This window comes from Aequitasia blattaphilus (assembly GCF_024721305.1).
GTDB lineage: Bacteria > Bacillota > Clostridia > Lachnospirales > Lachnospiraceae > Aequitasia > Aequitasia blattaphila.
Genome location: NZ_JAMXOD010000013.1, coordinates 85,901 through 104,797, shown reverse-complemented (window position 1 = coordinate 104,797; position 18,897 = coordinate 85,901). Strand labels below are relative to the sequence as shown.

At 38.5% G+C, this 18,897-nt stretch carries 17 protein-coding genes; 8 read left to right on the top strand and 9 right to left on the bottom strand.

Annotated elements, in window-relative coordinates:
- The first annotated feature begins 217 nt into the window (after positions 1 to 217).
- The 6 genes from NHH15_RS10155 (at position 218) to NHH15_RS10130 (ending at position 5,573) form a co-directional block, all read left to right on the top strand.
- Positions 218 to 544 carry a DUF6664 family protein gene (locus NHH15_RS10155; protein ID WP_262066560.1) on the top strand — a complete coding sequence of 109 codons (327 nt, stop codon included), beginning with the start codon at positions 218 to 220 and terminating at the stop codon, positions 542 to 544.
- A gap of 229 nt (positions 545 to 773) precedes the next feature.
- Positions 774 to 983, top strand: a complete 210-nt coding sequence (locus NHH15_RS10150) for a hypothetical protein (RefSeq protein ID WP_262066559.1) — start codon at positions 774 to 776, stop codon at positions 981 to 983.
- A complete protein-coding gene (locus tag NHH15_RS10145; protein ID WP_262066558.1) occupies positions 980 to 1,939 on the top strand; it encodes a hypothetical protein in 960 nt (319 codons plus the stop codon). The genes NHH15_RS10150 and NHH15_RS10145 overlap by 4 nt, the downstream gene beginning before the upstream one ends.
- A gap of 9 nt (positions 1,940 to 1,948) precedes the next feature.
- A complete protein-coding gene (locus tag NHH15_RS10140) occupies positions 1,949 to 2,437 on the top strand; it encodes a hypothetical protein (RefSeq protein WP_262066557.1) in 489 nt (162 codons plus the stop codon).
- The gene (locus NHH15_RS10135; RefSeq protein WP_262066556.1) at positions 2,424 to 4,475 is read left to right on the top strand and encodes a hypothetical protein; all 2,052 of its coding nucleotides are present in this window, start codon (positions 2,424 to 2,426) and stop codon (positions 4,473 to 4,475) included. Before NHH15_RS10140 ends, NHH15_RS10135 begins: the two co-directional genes overlap by 14 nt.
- 102 nt (positions 4,476 to 4,577) lie before the next feature.
- Positions 4,578 to 5,573, top strand: a complete 996-nt coding sequence (locus tag NHH15_RS10130) for a DUF3991 and TOPRIM domain-containing protein (RefSeq protein WP_262066555.1) — start codon at positions 4,578 to 4,580, stop codon at positions 5,571 to 5,573.
- Positions 5,574 to 5,634: 61 nt separating this feature from the next.
- On the opposite strand, the gene NHH15_RS10125 is transcribed toward NHH15_RS10130, so the two are convergent.
- From NHH15_RS10125 to NHH15_RS10095, 7 genes are all read right to left on the bottom strand, one after another.
- Positions 5,635 to 6,315 (bottom strand): IS3 family transposase, encoded by a 681-nt coding sequence (locus NHH15_RS10125; protein ID WP_262066554.1) that lies wholly within the window; start codon positions 6,313 to 6,315, stop codon positions 5,635 to 5,637.
- A 244-nt stretch (positions 6,316 to 6,559) separates the two neighbouring features.
- Positions 6,560 to 6,808 carry a transposase gene (locus NHH15_RS10120; RefSeq protein ID WP_262066553.1) on the bottom strand — a complete coding sequence of 83 codons (249 nt, stop codon included), beginning with the start codon at positions 6,806 to 6,808 and terminating at the stop codon, positions 6,560 to 6,562.
- Positions 6,809 to 6,840: 32 nt separating this feature from the next.
- Positions 6,841 to 7,665: a ParA family protein gene (locus tag NHH15_RS10115; RefSeq protein WP_262066552.1), complete on the bottom strand. Its 825-nt coding sequence runs from the start codon at positions 7,663 to 7,665 to the stop codon at positions 6,841 to 6,843.
- 125 nt (positions 7,666 to 7,790) lie between these two features.
- Entirely contained in the window at positions 7,791 to 7,970 is a 180-nt protein-coding gene (locus NHH15_RS10110; protein ID WP_262066551.1) for a hypothetical protein, read from the bottom strand.
- Between the two features lie 83 nt (positions 7,971 to 8,053).
- Positions 8,054 to 8,974 carry a hypothetical protein gene (locus tag NHH15_RS10105; protein ID WP_262066550.1) on the bottom strand — a complete coding sequence of 307 codons (921 nt, stop codon included), beginning with the start codon at positions 8,972 to 8,974 and terminating at the stop codon, positions 8,054 to 8,056.
- A 209-nt stretch (positions 8,975 to 9,183) separates the two neighbouring features.
- Positions 9,184 to 11,814 carry a pyruvate, phosphate dikinase gene (gene ppdK / locus NHH15_RS10100; RefSeq protein ID WP_262066549.1) on the bottom strand — a complete coding sequence of 877 codons (2,631 nt, stop codon included), beginning with the start codon at positions 11,812 to 11,814 and terminating at the stop codon, positions 9,184 to 9,186.
- Positions 11,815 to 11,912: 98 nt separating this feature from the next.
- Positions 11,913 to 13,298, bottom strand: a complete 1,386-nt coding sequence (locus NHH15_RS10095) for an aminopeptidase (protein ID WP_262066548.1) — start codon at positions 13,296 to 13,298, stop codon at positions 11,913 to 11,915.
- A gap of 145 nt (positions 13,299 to 13,443) precedes the next feature.
- On the opposite strand from NHH15_RS10095, the gene sstT reads away from it, so the two are divergent.
- Positions 13,444 to 14,685: a serine/threonine transporter SstT gene (gene sstT / locus NHH15_RS10090; protein WP_262066547.1), complete on the top strand. Its 1,242-nt coding sequence runs from the start codon at positions 13,444 to 13,446 to the stop codon at positions 14,683 to 14,685.
- Positions 14,686 to 14,760: 75 nt separating this feature from the next.
- Positions 14,761 to 15,633: a type II secretion system protein gene (locus NHH15_RS10085; RefSeq protein WP_262066546.1), complete on the top strand. Its 873-nt coding sequence runs from the start codon at positions 14,761 to 14,763 to the stop codon at positions 15,631 to 15,633.
- An 80-nt stretch (positions 15,634 to 15,713) separates the two neighbouring features.
- Here the strand turns inward: NHH15_RS10085 and NHH15_RS10080 are convergent, their stop codons facing one another.
- On the bottom strand, positions 15,714 to 17,105 hold the full coding sequence (locus tag NHH15_RS10080; RefSeq protein WP_262066545.1) for a glycine--tRNA ligase: 1,392 nt from the start codon (positions 17,103 to 17,105) through the stop codon (positions 15,714 to 15,716).
- A gap of 88 nt (positions 17,106 to 17,193) precedes the next feature.
- Complete coding sequence (locus NHH15_RS10075; RefSeq protein WP_262066544.1) at positions 17,194 to 18,888, bottom strand: 2Fe-2S iron-sulfur cluster binding domain-containing protein; 1,695 nt, start codon at positions 18,886 to 18,888, stop codon at positions 17,194 to 17,196.
- Positions 18,889 to 18,897: the final 9 nt, after the last annotated feature.

Sequence of the window (18,897 nt, the reverse complement as noted above, 5' to 3'; positions counted from 1 at the left end):
AAAGTATTGACATAGGTCCATGACGATCTCAAGGTGGGAAACAGCTATTTACTGTCCGAATATCAACCAGATCGCCGAGCTTTCGAGTCTTTTTCATGTCACCAGTGATTATTTGCTGGGTTTAGATAATGATAGACAAACTGATAATTTGCATAATTGTAATGCGGCCTTTTCGGGTAATATAATTGAGAAAGATAAAAATATCGGAGGTGCCGGAATGGATGAGAACAATAAATTTGAAACCTTTGTGGATATGTACAATGACGTATTTAAAGAATATCTGAGTTCAGTAGGGACAAAGCTGGCAAAGGATAATCCAGAATATCAGGCGGCTAATGTAAGGATCAAGGAGCTTTATGACCGGTTTCCAAAGGTTTTAGGGGTTCTGGATAGTGAAGAATCGTGTGATCTTAATGAGCAGGAATGTAATGCTTTGATTGAAGTATTGAGATTAAGGAACAAGATTTCAGCTATGGAAGTCGAAGCGGTTTATTTTAGAGGTTGTTATGACGGTGTGGGGTATCTTAGAAAAACAGGTAAATAGCATGTTATTAAATAATGCGGTATTAGCATATGCTGATGCCGCATTTATACACTTTTAAATAGAGAATTTTGCCAAATCATGATATAATGGAAAAACCAATTAGTACCAACAGATTAATACGTGATTGAAATATGTTGAAATGATTTAATATAAAGTGATGTTAATACTGGTTTGTTTTAGTGGTGAGTGGGTTAACATACAAAATGTTGTCAAGAGGGGGGAGAACTGAATGCCTGGATATCTTCCTGAAATAGGCGAAAAATGTTATTTCATGCAAAGAGAAGTAGTGGTCATAGGTATTTGGGATTGCTTTCATCTTGTTAAAATAAAGGATTTGTTTGATGAACATTCATATCTTGTTGACAGATGTACATTATCTCTAAGGCCTAATTTCACAAATTCAATATCATTAAATTATTTTGGAGGCAGAGAAATATGAATGTACTACAGTTTATTGATGGATATTTGAACGGAAATGCTTGGGAAGAACTGTGTGTAATGTGTTACCGTATGCGTTACCAAAATGAACATTATACTCCTATATCAGCAGCACAAGGAGGAGATGGTGGAATTGAAGGATTCACTCAAAATGGGGTTGTCCATCAATGTTACTGTCCTGAGAAAGATTACTCTGATGAAGAAAATTACGAACATCTGCGCGATAAAATGACTAAAGATATTGGTAAACTTCTGAAAGCAAATTATAAGATTAGACTAATAGATTGGGGTGTTCCTCCGATTGTAGAATGGCATTTTGTTATACCTGAGCAAAAGGATTCTCGAATAGTAAAGCATGCTGAAAATAAAAGAAAAGAAGTAGAGGCAGCAAAGAGGGCGAATCCATCCGATTTTCCACATATTAGTGATGATTTTAAAGTGTATATTAAGTGTGCTGATGACTTTTTATTAGAAATCAGCAAAATTGTTCTTTCGCCACATAAAGATTATTTGTTAAATTTAGCGATAAAAGATAAATCCACTCTTGATTACTCACAATGTGATTCTGAAAAGGTGGAGAATATACGGCGTAAAATAAAGGCTATTAAGAATACAGATGATGATTCAGATCCAGATGTGGTCTTTCTGGTTGATCATTTTATAAAATCTTACCTTAGTGGAGTGGCAATTCTCAATGAGTTAAGATTAAGTTTCCCAGAAATTCATCAAGCATTGATTGAATTAGAAGGAAGTTGTAAAGAAGATGTTTCTGTTAAAACGCGACTTACATCAGATACTTCCGTAAATGCACAATTATTTAATAGTTTACTTGATGATTTTGAAAAGAAACTAAAAGAGCAATTTTCTACAAGTGTTGATCTAGCCTCAATTGGAGAACTTAAACAGGATTTGGTAGCGAGCTGGTTAGCGGATTGCTCTATGGAATTTAGAATGTAGGAGAAAATTTTGGATAAGAGATTTATTGAAGAACAGGATGTTATTTTTAATGCTAAACCAGATGCAGTGCCCTATAATTATCGCATTAGTTATAAGGTGGCTCAGGTTTGCCTCATCTTAGCCAAATCATGTTGGGGAAAATCTGGTTGTTTACCAATAAAGTTACACATGATATCTTTTGCGCTTTGTTCAAAAGAAGCAATGGATAAACTTTTGATCTTTACGCAAAGTGAATATGCTGAGGTGCCAATTGTTCGCTTCGACCCGGCAGTAAACAGTGCAGTTACTTTTGGTATAGCAGATGGCTTGATTTTTCAGGGGCAAAATGGGAAATATGCACTGACAGACAAAGGTAGATTCTTTGTTTCTAAGATTGAAAAGGAATCAACGGTGCTTTCTGCTGAAAAAAAGGACTTGTCTTTATTATCGACAAAACTGACTGATGCAAAGATAAAACAACTATCAGATATCTGGAGGAATATATATGCTGAGGATTAATAGACTCCGTATTGAAATAAAAACAGCAAATGAATCTCAGGGAGGCGTATATGGATTTGATGAGCGATTTACGAATGGATTAAATTTAATTGCTAGTTACAGCAATACATCAGGAAAGAGTTCAGTCATTGAAGCAATTTTCTATTGTCTTGGTTTTGAAGAAATTATTGGTGGAAGAAATGAGAAAGTCTTAACCTCTGTATATAAAAGCATAATCAATGATGGTGAAAACGATTGGAGCGTTTTGGAGTCCGAGGTGTATTTGGAAATATCTAATGGTAATGAGATAGTTACTGTATTTAGAGCTGCAAAGTCAGATACAAGAGACGCACGTATGATAACATTGTATTATGGAGATTATGATTCAATAGGTAACCAGAAGACTCCACCAGAAGATATGTTTCTTCACGATGGTGGTGCTGCGACTAATGATAAAGGGTTTCATGCATTTTTAGAATCCTTTTTACATCTTCAATTACCATTAGTTCAAACTAATGGTAATGACCAAAAATTATATTTGCAGGTGATTTTTTCGTGTCTATTCATTGAACAAAAACATGGATGGGCGGATATTTTTTCTGGTATGCCGTTTTTCAGTATTAAAGATGCAAAAAAACGTGTTGTTGAGTTTTTATTAGGAATTGACACTTTTAAAAATCAAAAAGAAAGAGATAGGCTAAAGGTGGTTAAAGATTCTATCTCTACTTCATGGAAGGCTGTATTTGATGATATTAATAGGAGTGTTAATCGTGAATCTTGTTCTATGGCTGGTTTTCCGATAAGACCTAAGATCATGGGAGAGAAAGACTATGATATTATTGGTATTACTACGGTTGACGGGAAGGGACTGGAAGAGGCTATATTTGAATTGCAATCGGAACACGACTCGATAAAACGCCTTAAGCCTAAAAATGTTGATAATTTTGAAGCATTAAATAATGAGTTGGAAACAATAACTGAAACAATATCTTCTTTTGAACAAAAAGTATCCGAGTGTGAAAGCCAAATATTAATTTCTCGTAGCGCAATGATACAAGCAGAACGTAGTCTCGAAGTAGTAAAAAAGGATTTGAGAAACAATAAAGATGCAGCTAAATTACAAAGAATGGGATCAGCATCGGGGTGTAAATTCTCGGAAAATGTTTGTCCTACATGCAATCAGAGGATTGAAGATTCTCTTTTAAATGTAAATAAGGACATACCAATCATGAGTGTTGAAGAAAATATTCGGCATCTGGAAGGGCAAAAAAGTGTTCTTGAATTTACGCGTGATAGTCATAAGACAAATGTCGACAGACTTTCTCTTATAAAGAATGATCTGAGTTCACGATTAGTTACACTTCGCCGACTTGCACAAACAATACGTTCTGATATTTACTCAACTGAAACGGAGTGGTCTGAGTCCGTTGTTCAAAAACTTGTTGATATAGAATCAAGAATTAGGTGCTATCAACAATTACAGTCTCTTATGTCAGAGCAATTGCAAGAACTTAGTGAGTTATCTAAGAGGTGGAAGAGGTATAAAGAAGAGTATGCGAATCTTCCTAAAAATGTGAATACTGACTCGGATATCGAAATTATCAATTGTTTAAAAGAGAACTTTATTAAGAATTTACGCAAATACAAATATAAAAGTGCTCCCAACATTGATGCTATTGAAATTCCAATTGATACGTGCCTTCCGACAATTGATGGTTTTGACATGAAGTTTGATTCTTCTGCAAGTGATAATATTCGGATTATTTGGTCTTTTACAATGGCTTTACTACAAACGTCTATTAAGAAAAATGGAAATCATCCAGGTGTGATTATTTTTGATGAGCCAGCTCAACATAGTATTGTTACTTCTGATATGGAAAGTTTGATTCAAAGTATACTTGAACTGAAAACATCATCTCAAGTCATAATGGGAATAACTTTAAATAATGATGATTTAAAGACCTCTATTGAAAACTTACCAGAATCAGATGCCAATATAATTAATGTAGGCGTTCATTCCTTTAAATTGTTTGAAGACGATATAAAGGAAAAAGAATAAAATATTTTGAAATCTAATTTAAAAATAATATTACATAGCCGAGCGACTTTCACCCCAGAAAGCCACTCGGCTAATTTTATTTTCAGGAGGTGATTTTATTGAATGAAAACTAATAATTATGTACCGCTCGACCCAGATGTCATCGAGCAGGCACGAAGAATGGATTTGCTGACCTATTTGCAGCACTATGAACCGGGCAATCTGGTTCGCTTTTCCGGCAATGCCTATGGAACCAAAGAACACTCCAGTCTTAAAATTTCCAATGGAAAATGGTATTGGTGGGCAAAAGGAATCGGCGGTGTTTCCGCACTCGATTACCTGATCAAAGTCAAAGATTACAGCTTTGTCGAAGCCGTCGAGACCATTACCGGCAGATCAGCTGACTGGATACCACCGCCGCCGGTTCAGAAGAAAGAAGAGCCAAAGCAATTGCTCTTACCGCCAAAGAACCGGAATAATGACAGAGTGATTCGGTATCTTTTGGGCCGTGGTATTGACCGCCAGTTGATCGATGAGTGTATTGCTGCCGGAATAATCTATGAAAGTGCTGACTATCACAACACCGTATTTGTAGGCAAAGATGAACAGGGAACGCCTAAATATGCAGCCTGCCGTAGTACGATAGGCAGTAATTTCAAGGGGGATGCATCCGGCAGCGATAAACGCTATTCTTTTCGGCTGTTAGCAAAAGAGCCATCGACAAGCGTGCATCTATTTGAAGCAGCGATTGATCTGTTGTCATATGCCGCGTATCTAAAGTTTGGGGATAGAGAGTTGGGAACGCAAAATCTGCTGTCATTATCCGGGGTGTATCAGCCGAAGCAGGAGGTAAAGGACAGCAAGATCCCAATCGCTCTGGCAACTTTTTTGAAAGCCAATCCTAATATTAAAATCATCGTGCTGCACTTGGATAATGACAAAGCTGGCAGGGTAAGCACGAAAGTCTTATCTGAATTATTGAAAAACAACTATGAAATCATTGATGATCCACCACCTTATGGTAAGGATGTCAATGATTTTTTGTTGTCTTATCTGGGCCGTTCAGTGCCAAAGATTGGCCGTGAGAGGGGGAGGCGCGTTGATTGCCTGATGGTGTGAGTGAAGAAACGAGAGTAGCTATGGACCTATGTCAATACTTTGGACAAAAAAAGTTGAAAGACTATGCCACTTTTTTAACCTCTATATCCTCTTTTTGTTGTGGCGTCATGTAATCAATGGCACTGTGAATCCTTTTTCTGTTATACCAGGATTCTATATACTCAAAGATTGCCTTCCGGGCTTCTCTCGAATCTTGATAAGTATGCAGATAAATCTCTTCTTTCTTTAGTACAGAATGGAAAGATTCGATGCAGGCATTATCATATGGATTTCCCTTACGGCTAAAGGAATGCCGGATTTTTGCATTGAATAAATAGCTTTCAAAGAGGTGACTGGTGTACTGGCTTCCCAAATCACTGTGCAGAATAATGCCTTCTGTATTTTTTGTATTCAAACAGGCTTTTTCCACTGCTTCCAGCGCCAATTCCGCTGTCATAGAGGTTCCATAAGCATATCCGATAATCTTTCGGCTGCATAAATCCATAACAGAAGCAAGATAGGTCCAACCCTCTTTTAATACATGAATATAGGTGATATCTGTACACCATTTCTGGTTTATGGTATCTGCTTTGAAATCACGGTTCAAGATATTTTCCTTATCATTTGGTATGACCCCTTTATTGGTATGGTGATTATATTTTTTCACCATCTTGGAGCGCAGCTCCATTTTCATCATGTGACGTTGAACACGCTTTAAACTGCATGGTATGCCACTGTCATTCAAGGAACGACAGATTTTCACAGCTCCATATATCCCTTTCGATTCGTCGTAGACATGTTTTACTTCCCGGCTGAATTTGTCCTATTCCTTTTGTCTGTCTGAAGGTACACAAACCAGAGCTTTGTAATAAGTGCTTCTGGGAAATTTCAAGGTAGCACAAAGCTGGGTTAATGTATAATACCTTAAATGTTTCTGGATAAAAGTCACAATTTCGGCTATTGTTCTTTTGCGAATATGGCGGTCGCTTTTTTGGCTCTGCCCGCTTTCAGTGTAACATTTCATTCTCAATCTTAAGGCGCTGCATCTCCTTTTGCAAAGCCTTATACTCCTTAAGTGTCACAGTTTCTTCCTCTGATATTCTGATGGGAGAAAGCTGTTTTACCCATCCGCTGATAGTACTCCGACTTACGCCATATTCACGTTCCAGTTGTGGATACGAATACCCTCCTGTGTTATATAAATCAACAATCTGTTGTTTAAATTCTGGAGTATAAGATTTTTGGTTCTTAGCCATGTTGAACATCTCCTTTATTCTTTCATTTGTTATTATAGGTTGTTCAACTTTTTGTGTCCACACTTATATACTAACACCACCATCACCTCCCTCCCGAACTGCTCATAAGCTGCTGCGACCTTGCCTCCTTTGTCATAGGCAAAAATACTCTGCCCCTCAGCGCTGGCCTCTACTGCCCGGATGGAATGCGGTATCGCTGCATCAAATACTTTGATTTTCTGTCCGTATACACTTTTTACCGATGCTGTGATCTCTTTCGCCATATTGGTTCGTGACATGACCATCGTCATTAAGATTCCATCTATCCGCAGCTTTGGATTGATCTGCCGTTTAACCTTGGATATCGAGCGAAGCAGCAGCTCTAAACCTTTCGCCGAAAGATAGTGTGGCTGTGTTGGGATAACCACGCTGTCAGCCGCTGCTAGAGCATTGATCGTCATCATTCCAAGCGACGGCATACAATCAATCAGGATGTGATCGTAATTCTGCCGAACGGTACTAATATAGGACTTTAGAATGCGTTCCCGGCTGATTGCATTAATCAGCCTAACTTCGAGACCTGATAACTCAATGTTTGATGGCATCAGGTCAATGCTCTCATTATGATGCAGAATACCCGCATCTGCCGGAATCGTTTTATCATCCATGATGTTCTGCATGACATTAGCCAGAGTGAATGGCAGATCATCCGGCTTTCTATAGCCCAAAGCCATTGTTAAATTGGCTTGGGCATCCACGTCGATCAGTAAAACTTTTTTCCCTCGTCTTGCCAGATCGACCCCCAGGTTGAGCGTTGATGTGGTTTTCCCGACACCACCTTTCTGATTGGTCAGAGCAATTACTTTGCAATTTGACATGCTGTTAAATCCTCCTTTCGCATAAATTTAGCCACCTTGTCAGGGTGGCTATGTAAATGTTTCTGAACGCAAAAAAACCGCCTACTCTTGTTTATAAGAATAAGCGGCGTATGTCCGGTATAGATTTAACTGTATTTAATTTTAAGTTTCTTCGTTGGTGCTGTCAAAGTCTTATAGAGCAGTTCATCAATCGGGTCGGTGTATCTGCCTTGCTCTATTTGCTGATTTCTTAATTGATTCAGACTATGTATCAGAATCTGTCGTTCTTGGCTATCCAGGTAAACGTGATATGTTTCTGTTCTCATATGTTTGGCACCTCCTTGTGAGTTTATTATAGTTAAATTATTCAGAAACATCAACTGTATAAATCTATTTAAACTCCAGGACATTATTGCACAAAATCGCTAACGCAAACTTTCTTTTTCTCTAATATCGCAACTATTGTAACTTTCGCAGTTTTATAGTTCTCCGGATATATCACTTCACATAATTTCATAAAAGAGCGTATCACTAACTTTAACAATTCTTTATACTGTTCACCAAATCTTTCACTTTGATATGCTAGCCATAGATTAATACAAGCTTCAAGATCATGTTTAAAATGTTGAATCTCAGACTCAAAATCATTTTGCCATATATAGCGGAAAGCTGGCCATAGAATATACTTTGTATCTTGTTCTTTTGCAATGAATCGCTTCATAGTATCTGACAATTTATGATAGAATTGATCATCAATAAAAATTTTAGGGCCTTTTCCTTGTTGTTCTAATCCTACCGCCTGTACAACTCCTTTTCCTATAAGATTAGGAATCTGTAGTACCTCTGACTCCTTAATTATTGAACTATTACTAACTATGACTTCCTCATATGAAATTCCGCCTCTAAATAAGATTGGATACCATTTTTCTACTATATTATGCTGATCACTACCCACTACTATACTTTTCACTTCTTCAGGTTTTTTTTCATTTAACGGATTTCTATATTGTTCGCTATGATAGTAAAAACACTCTGCAACAAATGACGATAATTGCTTGAGAAATTCATCAACTTTAGGAGAAGTTATAAACAGGCTATCACTAAATGATAGCAAATTATCAAAGCTCGAAACACCATTTTTCTCCACTAATTCGCTCAATCGTTCATCACACTCAACACTTTTCATCTTTTTATAATCAGATATTTTTGTTCTAAGTATATGATTTACACTTATCAGCATGTTAGCTGCATAAGCACAATTTTTATTTCCTGTAACATAATTTGAAAAACCCAAAACATCTAAGTAAGCTATACTTTTCTTATTACACATTCCATCACTCCCTTTTCTAGGTAATTCTCACAGAAATCTCAAACTGCAAAAACAACGCTCTGCTTTTACCAAACAGAGCGTTGCTTAATCTTTAAATTATATAAACATCAACCATAAGGTCTGTCCATTGGTTCCGCCGCAGATAGTCGCCATTCGCCTTACGAAAGGCTCTTGCCTGCTCGAAATCTATCTTGAATGAGAAGTATAAATTACTTCCCCTCCCTATTATTGATAGCTGCCTGTGCTGCTGCAAGTCTTGCGATTGGTACTCTAAATGGTGATGCAGACACATAATCTAATCCGATCTCATGGCAGAATTCTACGGAAGAAGGATCTCCACCGTGCTCTCCACAGATACCGAAGTGTAAAGCATCGTTTACTGGACGACCTTTATCAAGTGCCATCTTCATAAGTGAACCTACACCTACTTGGTCTAACTTCGCAAATGGGTCATATTCGAAGATCTTAGCATCATAGTATGAATCCAAGAACTTACCTGCATCATCACGTGAGAAACCATAAGTCATTTGTGTTAAATCGTTCGTACCGAAGCAGAAGAAGTCAGCTTCTTTTGCAATAGCATCAGCTGTTAAACAAGCTCTTGGAATCTCAATCATTGTACCTACTTCATAATCAAGTTTCACACCAGCATTATTGATTTCTTCTTCAGCTGTTGCAATAACGATATCTTTTACAAATTTGAATTCTTTTACTTCACCTACAAGTGGAATCATAATTTCCGGTTTTACTTCCAGATTAGTATTCTTCTTCACATTGATTGCTGCACGAATGATTGCACGTGTTTGCATCTTAGCGATTTCTGGATAAGTTACTGTTAAACGGCAACCACGGTGTCCCATCATTGGGTTGAATTCATGTAAACCTTCAATAATTTCTTTGATTTGTTCAACTGTTTTTCCTTGAGCATCTGCCAATTTCTTGATGTCTGCTTCTTCTGTTGGAACAAATTCGTGAAGCGGTGGATCAAGGAAACGAATAGTAACTGGGTTACCTTCCAAAGCTTCGTATAATTTTTCGAAATCTCCCTGTTGTACAGGTAGGATTTTTTCAAGAGCTGCTTCTCTTTCTTCCACTGTATCTGAACAAATCATTTCACGGAAAGCGTCAATTCTGTCGCCTTCAAAGAACATATGCTCTGTACGGCAAAGACCAATACCTTCAGCTCCTAATTCGCGAGCACGCTTAGCATCCTCTGGAGTATCTGCATTCGTACGAACTTTTAATACTCTGAATTGATCTGCCCATCCCATGATGCGGCCAAAGTCTCCAGAAATCTCAGCTGGAATAGTAGCGATTGCTCCTGGGTATACAGCTCCTGTAGAACCATCTAAAGAAATTGCATCGCCTTCATTGAATACAGTATCACCTAATGTGAATTTCTTATTTGCTTCGTCCATCTTGATTTCAGACAAACCAGATACACAGCATGTACCCATACCACGAGCAACAACAGCTGCGTGAGAAGTCATACCACCACGAACAGTAAGGATACCTTGTGCAGCTTTCATACCTTCAATATCTTCTGGAGAAGTCTCAAGACGAACAAGGACTACCTTCTCACCTTTTGCATCCCAAGCTTTTGCATCAGCAGCAGTAAAGACAACTTTACCAGATGCAGCTCCTGGTGATGCAGCAAGACCACGGCCAAGTTCTTTTGCTTCTTTGATTGCTTTTGGATCAAATTGAGGATGAAGTAAAGTATCTAAGTTACGAGGATCAATCATCTCGACTGCTTTTTCTTCCTTAATCATTCCTTCATCTACTAAATCACAAGCGATTTTAAGAGCAGCCTTTGCTGTTCTCTTACCATTACGTGTTTGAAGCATGTAAAGTTTCTTATCTTCGATAGTAAACTCCATGTCCTGCATATCACGATAGTGATTTTCTAGCTTTTCTGTAATATCAACAAATTCTTTGTATACTTCTGGCATGATTTTTTCAAGTTCAGAAATTGGTTGTGGTGTACGCACACCTGCAACAACGTCTTCACCTTGTGCATTGATTAGGAATTCTCCCATCAATTTATTTTCTCCAGTAGCTGGATCACGAGTAAACGCAACACCAGTTCCTGATGTATCACCCATGTTACCAAATGCCATCATTTGTACGTTAACAGCAGTTCCCCAAGAATAAGGGATATCATTATCACGACGATATACATTTGCACGAGGGTTGTCCCAAGAACGGAATACTGCCTGAATTGCTCCAAGAAGTTGTTCTTTTGCATCTGTTGGGAATTCTTCTCCCAATTTATTCTTATATTCTGCTTTAAATTGTGCAGACAGTTCTTTCAAATCTTCAGCAGATAAATCAGTATCTTCTGTAACCCCTTTGTCCTCTTTCATTTTATCAATGAGTTCTTCAAAGTACTTTTTACCTACTTCCATTACTACATCAGAGTACATTTGGATAAATCTTCTGTAGCAATCCCAAGCCCAACGAGGATTTCCTGATTTCTCAGCAATTACACTAACTACATCTTCATTAAGACCTAGGTTAAGGATGGTATCCATCATACCTGGCATAGAAGCACGTGCACCTGAACGAACTGATACAAGCAGCGGATTCTCATTATCACCAAATTTCTTTCCAGCGATTTCTTCCATTTTAGTAACAGAATCCATGATTTGAGCTAAAATCTCATCATTGATTTTCTTACCATCTTCATAATATTGTGTACAAGCTTCTGTTGTTACCGTAAATCCTTGAGGTACTGGTAAACCAAGTTTTGTCATTTCGGCAAGGTTACAACCTTTACCACCAAGAAGGTTTCTCATTGTAGCATCGCCTTCAGAAAACATATAAACCCATTTTGTCATCTCTGTATGACCTCCTAAAATACTATTTTTTTCTAATTAAAGTCGCACATAATATTGTATCGGTTTTCTATCATTCCGTCAAGGGGAATTATACGCTTTTACATGGTTTTTAAAAAGGCTTTATAGCCTTTATACGCTTCATAGACATCTGCCTTGGATGTTACCTCATAGGGGGCATGCATACTAAGAACTGCCACCCCACTATCAATCACATCCATTCCATAATTAGCCATGATGTAAGCGATTGTGCCACCACCGCCTTCGTCTACCTTCCCAAGCTCTGCAAACTGGTAGGTAACATTGTATTCGTCCATTGCCTTTCTGATTTCGGCAATATACTCTGCATTTGCATCATTCGAGCCACTTTTCCCTCTTGCTCCCGTAAATTTATTAAATACCAGTCCATGACCAAAGAAAGCTGCACTCCTTTTTTCAAAGGCTTCTCCAAACATTGGATCATAAGCTGCACTTACGTCAGAAGAGAGCATTTTTGAATTCATAATGGTTCGTCTCACTAACAAATCTGATTCTCCATACATACTAGACACAATTTCCGCAACTGTGTTTTCAAAAAATCTGGATTGCATTCCCGTGGCTCCAACGCTTCCGATTTCCTCTTTATCCACAAGAATTAAACATGTCGTTTTCTTTTGAATCTCCGTCTCTAAAAACGCCATCAACGATGTGAATGCACAAACCCGGTCATCTTGTCCGTACCCTAAAATCATGCTTCGGTCAAATCCTAAATCTCTTGCCTTTTCTGCTGGTATAATCTCCAACTCAGCCGATTGAAAATCCGCTTCATCTATTCCATATTTTTCATAAAGGATTTTCAGAACATTTCCCTTCACGCTCTTTTCTTTTACATCTGCACTTTCAAGTGGTCTGCTTCCCACTAAAACATCCAGCTTTTCTCCTTCAATTACCACTCTTGCCTTTTTCTCCAGCTGCTTCGCCGCCAAATGAACAAGCAAATCTGAAATCACAAAAACTGGATCATTTTCATCCTCTCCGATGTTAATATTCACAACCTCTCCGTCCTTTTTCACGACAACACCATGAAGAGACAACGGCATTGTAACCCATTGATATTTCTTGATTCCACCGTAATAGTGAGTATCCAAATAAGCCAGCTCCTCCGTTTCATACAAAGGGTTTTGCTTTACATCAATACGAGGAGAATCAATATGAGCTCCTAAAATGCTCATCCCTTTTTCCAACGCCTCTTCACCTATCTGAAACAGAATAAGGCTTTTTTTCATAATCGAAGTATAGATTTTGTCTCCTGCTTTTATCTTCTTTCCTTGACTAAGAATATCAATCAAGTCTATATATCCTGCTTCTTTCGCAAGCTTTATCGAAAGCGCCACACATTCCCTCTCTGTCTTTCCTTGATCCAACATTTGTTTATACCGGTTATTTATTTTGTCCAGTTCATTCAGGTCCTTTTTCTTGTATGTGTTCCACACATTTTCATTCATCATTTATGTTTGCCTCCTTCTTTTTTATCACAATATAACAAGTATACCACATTCTATAAAAAAGTCCTTTTTCTATTGATTAAATATTGTATAATAGTATGGTATCAAAGACGAAAAGTCGTAAATATAAGAGAGAGAGGTATTTTGTATGAAAAATCTAATAGGAAAATGGAATCACTTAAGTCTTGTGAAAAGAATTATCATTGGCCTAATCATTGGTTTGATCTTGGGGTTAATCTTTCCAAAAGCAGAACCCATTGCTATGCTTGGTTCACTCTTTGTTGGAGCACTAAAGGGGATTGCTCCTGTTCTGGTATTCTTCTTGGTTATGACTGCACTGGCTATGCATCGTGAAGGGCAAAAAACAAATATGCGAACGGTTATTTTTCTTTATCTGTTAGGAACATTCTTAGCAGGTACAATAGCGGTTATCGTAAGCTTTACTTTTCCCCTCACATTAACACTTACCGAAAGCACCGAGGAGCTCGTTGCACCTGGGGGAATTGGCGAGGTTTTAACCACACTGCTTCTAAACATTGTAGCCAATCCCATACAGTCTCTTGCCGAGGCTAACTATATTGGAATTCTTGCCTGGGCCGTCATTCTTGGTCTGGCACTTCGAAAAGCATCTGACGGTGTTAAAAATGCCTTGGAAGCATTTTCAAATGCTGTTTCTCAAGTTGTCCGTTGGGTAATCAACTGTGCTCCCTTCGGTATTATGGGGCTAATGTACGGAACCATTGCCACCCAGGGTATCGAAGGACTTTTGAGTTATGGTCAATTAATCATCTTATTGGTTGGTACCATGCTTCTTGTTGCCCTTGTTATCAATCCAATCATTGTTTTTGCAATGACAAAAAGAAATCCTTATCCAATAGTATTCAAATGTTTAAAAGAAAGTGGAATTACTGCGTTCTTTACCAGAAGTTCTGCAGCCAACATTCCAGTCAACATGGAACTTTGTAAGCGCCTTGGGTTGAACAAGGATACTTATTCCATATCCATCCCTTTAGGTGCAACCATTAACATGGGTGGGGCTGCTGTCACAATCTCTGTATTAACTTTGGCAACCTGCCATACCCTTGGAATCCGCATAGATATCCCAACCGCACTTATTTTATGTATCCTTTCTGCAATCAGTGCATGTGGTGCCTCTGGCGTTGCTGGTGGTTCTCTGCTATTAGTCCCCCTTGCCTGCAGCTTATTTGGAATTTCTAATGATATCGCGATGCAAGTAGTTGGTGTTGGATTTATTGTAGGAGTCATTCAAGATTCCTGTGAAACTGCATTAAATTCCTCAACAGATGCCCTCTTCACCGCAACTGCTGAGTACCATAAACGAATTAAAGATGGAGAGGCTCTTCCCAAACTAGGTGTGGAAGTTCGTTGACATCATGGGTAAACACTTATAGAATGTAATTAAGAACGATACAAAACATTCCACCAAGAGAATAGGAGGGATAGAATGACTCAAAAAGAGAATCATCAAAAAAAGGGATTTACCCTTGTAGAGATGATTGTTGTACTAACAATAATCGGAATATTAGCTGCAATTCTTACTCCTTCTCTTGTGAAATACATACAAAAAGCTCAGCAGCAAAGCATTATACACAACGGTCGGCAAGCCTATTTATCCGCTCAGACACTTTCTGCCGAAAAATATGTTTCCTCCCTTTGGACGGAGCCAACAAAAACTGAAGTTCTAACATCTGCAAAGCTGGATGGAGAGATTCTCAATATGACCTTTACAGAGTATGGCTTTGTGGACTCCACAGAGGACAAGCCCTTTCGTTATCTGGAAAAAGGAATCATTGTCAAGTTTGCCGATGGCAAATGGACAATTGATGATGGAACCGGCTCTGATGGTACCGATGGTGGCGATAACTCTGGCGGCAACCCTCCTGAGACTGATGGTTCCGTTACACTGACCGATAGTTCAAATAATACTCATACCATTCGCCCATCTTCAAGCTGGGCTGATATTCAAGCTAAAATAATCAATGGCTGGAATATCACCCCTGGATTGGTTCTTTCCGATGAAACTGGCACCTACGTATGTAATACCTGGTCTAATGGATGGATACGCGATGAAGCTGCAAAAGATTGGACTTTGCAAGATTTCCTGGCTGCCAGACCTGACTATTTTATCAAGTTAAATGAAGACAGTAAGATTTGGACTACCGATGATTTAACGGAAGGACACTGGAAAGATGGAGAAACACCTAAAAAGGGAGATATCTATTTCAATTCAGGACAGTATTACGTAGCTCCAAATGATAAAGGAATGTGGTCTGCCGGAACCTCTGAATGGATTTCAATCAAGGGGCAGAACGAATAAAAGTAAAAAAAGTGCCAAAATATAGCTGAGCTCTTTCGCTATATTTTGGCACTTCAATTTTATAACTTTTTACCTATTTCTTACCAAGCAAACTTCTTTTCAAAGTATGCATCTAAATCTTCAATCTTGATTCGTTCTTGTTCCATCGTATCACGGTCACGAACCGTAACTGCTTGATCTTCTTCTGAATCAAAGTCATATGTTACACAGAATGGAGTTCCGATTTCATCCAATCGGCGATATCTCTTTCCAATATTTCCTCGATCATCAAATTCACAGTAGTATTTCTTGGATAACTTACTAAACACCTTTTCTGCACCTTCATTCAACTTCTTGGAAAGTGGTAAAACTCCAATTTTAACAGGCGCAAGAGCTGGATGGAAATGAAGAACCGTTCTCGTATCCCCACCTTCTAATTCCTCTTCGTCATATGCACTGCAAAGGAATGCTAAGAGCATACGGTCTACGCCCAAGGATGGCTCAATACAGTATGGTACATACTTTTCTTTTTTCTCATCATCAAAATACATCATATCCTGCTTCGAGTGATCCATATGCTGTGTTAAGTCGTAATTGGTACGATCCGCAATACCCCAAAGCTCTCCCCATCCAAATGGGAACATAAACTCAATATCTGTTGTTGCATTACTATAATGAGATAATTCTTCTGGGTCATGGTCTCTTGGACGAAGCTCCTCATCTGTAATTCCCAGAGATTTAAGCCAATTTAGGCAGAACTCTTTCCAGTATGCATGCCATTCTAAGTCTGTACCTGGTTCACAGAAGAATTCCAATTCCATTTGTTCAAATTCTCTGGTACGGAAAATAAAGTTTCCTGGCGTAATTTCATTTCGGAAAGATTTACCAATCTGACCGATTCCAAATGGAATTTTCTTTCTGGAAGTACGCTGCACATTTTTAAAGTTCACAAAGATACCTTGCGCAGTCTCTGGTCTTAAATAAACCGCATTTTTAGCATCCTCTGTAACTCCTTGAAAGGTTTTAAACATCAGATTAAACTCACGGATATCGGTAAAGTTATGGGATCCACAGGTTGGGCATGGCACTTGATTGTCATCAATGAATTTCTTCATTTTTTCATGAGACCAAGCATCTACAGCTTCCCCTAATTCCATTCCTTTTTCTTGTGCAAAATCTTCGATTATTTTATCTGCCCTGAATCGTTCCTTACATTCCTTACAATCCATTAAAGGATCACTAAAACCACCAACGTGACCAGAAGCCACCCACGTCTGAGGGTTCATAAGGATTGCACAGTCCACTCCTACATTATAAGGACTTTCCTGAATAAATTTCTGCCACCATGCTTTTTTTACATTATTTTTTAGCTCTACACCTAAGTTGCCGTAATCCCATGTATTCGCAAGGCCACCGTAAATCTCTGATCCAGGATAAACAAATCCTCTTGATTTTGCCAAAGCTACGATTTTTTCCATTGTTTTTTCTGCCATTTTTATTTCCACCCTTTCTTAAACTATGGATTGATTATAACTTTTTGCGCTATCCTTTGCAAGTCCAATAATGGCTTTCTGGTTGTATTTATCTCGTATGCAGCAATTTATGCTCTCTTCCATTAATCATATCATCATAAACCAGACGAACAAGTGGATTCTCATTTGATGTACGCACTTGAGAGGCAGTATCTACAGAATACAAACCTTTCATTCTCATTTGCTTTGTTCTTGGACCTGCTGGTACCGGTTGTCCACCACCCATAACACATCCCCTTTTACAAGCCATTACTTCTACAAAATCATAGTTTCTTTTTCCCGCCTTGATTTCTTCAATCAGCTTGGAGGCATTTCCAAGGCCATGAACTACGGCAATCTTTACTTCCCGGTCGCCTAGCATGATGCTGGTCTCTTTTACCCCTTCAATTCCACGAATTCCGCTGAATTTTATTTCACCTAACGCCTTATGATTGTGATCCTTATCATAGCTAATTTTACGAAGTACTGCTTCTGTCACACCGCCTGTAACTCCAAAGATTACACCACCACCAGATACAATACCAAATGGCATATCTACCGCTTCTTCTTCTATATCTTCAAACTTAATTGCTGCTCTTCGTATCATTCTCGCAGCCTCTGCTGTTGTTATAGAAGCATCTGTGTCTTGTACTCCGTCGGTCTTATAATCATCACGAATCGCTTCTCCCTTTTTCGCCGTACATGGCATAATAGAAACAACAAATGTTTTCATATCTACACCCTCTTTTTCATCTTGGGTACGATAATAATCTTTTAATAGAGCAGAAAACATTCCTTGAGGTGAACGACAAGTAGAAATATGATCCGTCAGTTCAGGAAACTTATTCTCACAGAACTTCACCCATCCTGGACAACAAGACGTAAAAAGTGGTAACTTCTCATTGTTTTGAATGCGTTCTACCAATTCTTTGGATTCTTCGTAAACAGTTAAATCCGCTCCAAAGGTGGTATCATACACTTTGTCAAATCCCATTCTTCTAAGAGCTCCTACTAGTTTCCCCATAGAATTGGTTCCTTTCGGAATTCCAAAAGAATCACCGATTGCCACACGTACTGCTGGTGCGATTTGAGCAACCACTCTTGTATTGGGATCATCCAAAGCCTCCCATACTCTTTCCTCATCTTTTTTGATGGTAATTGCTCCGGTAGGACAAACCACACGACACTGACCACATCCCACACAGTTCGTTTCTGCAAGAGGTTTATTAAAGGCTGGCATTACCTGCATCTCCGACCCTCTGAAAGCAAAGTCTAAAGCTCCAACACCTTGAACTTCATCACAGGTTCTGACACAATCACCGCAAAGAATACATTTGTTGGGATCCCTGACAATACTGGGTGAGCTTGTATCAAGAGGCAGAGTTTCTTTATTGTTTGTAAATCGTACTGCATCCACTCCAACCTTGTAAGCAAGCTTTTGCAATTCACAGATTCCATTTTTATGACATGTTGTACAGTCTCTGCAATGAGAGGACAGTAATAATTCCATAATTAACTTTCGGTATTTTTGAATTTTACTACTATTTGTTTTAATCACCATGCCTTTTCTTGGTTGTTCCGAGCAAGATGCAAAAACCCTTCCTCTATCGTCTTCTACCACACACATCCGACAGGCACCGTAAATGGAAAGTTCAGAGTGGTAACAAAAGGTAGGCAAATCAATTCCTGCTTTTCGAATAATAGAGAGAATATTTTTTTCTCCTTCAATTGGCACGCTTTGTGAATCTATCGTTATAAAGTCCATTTTCTTAAC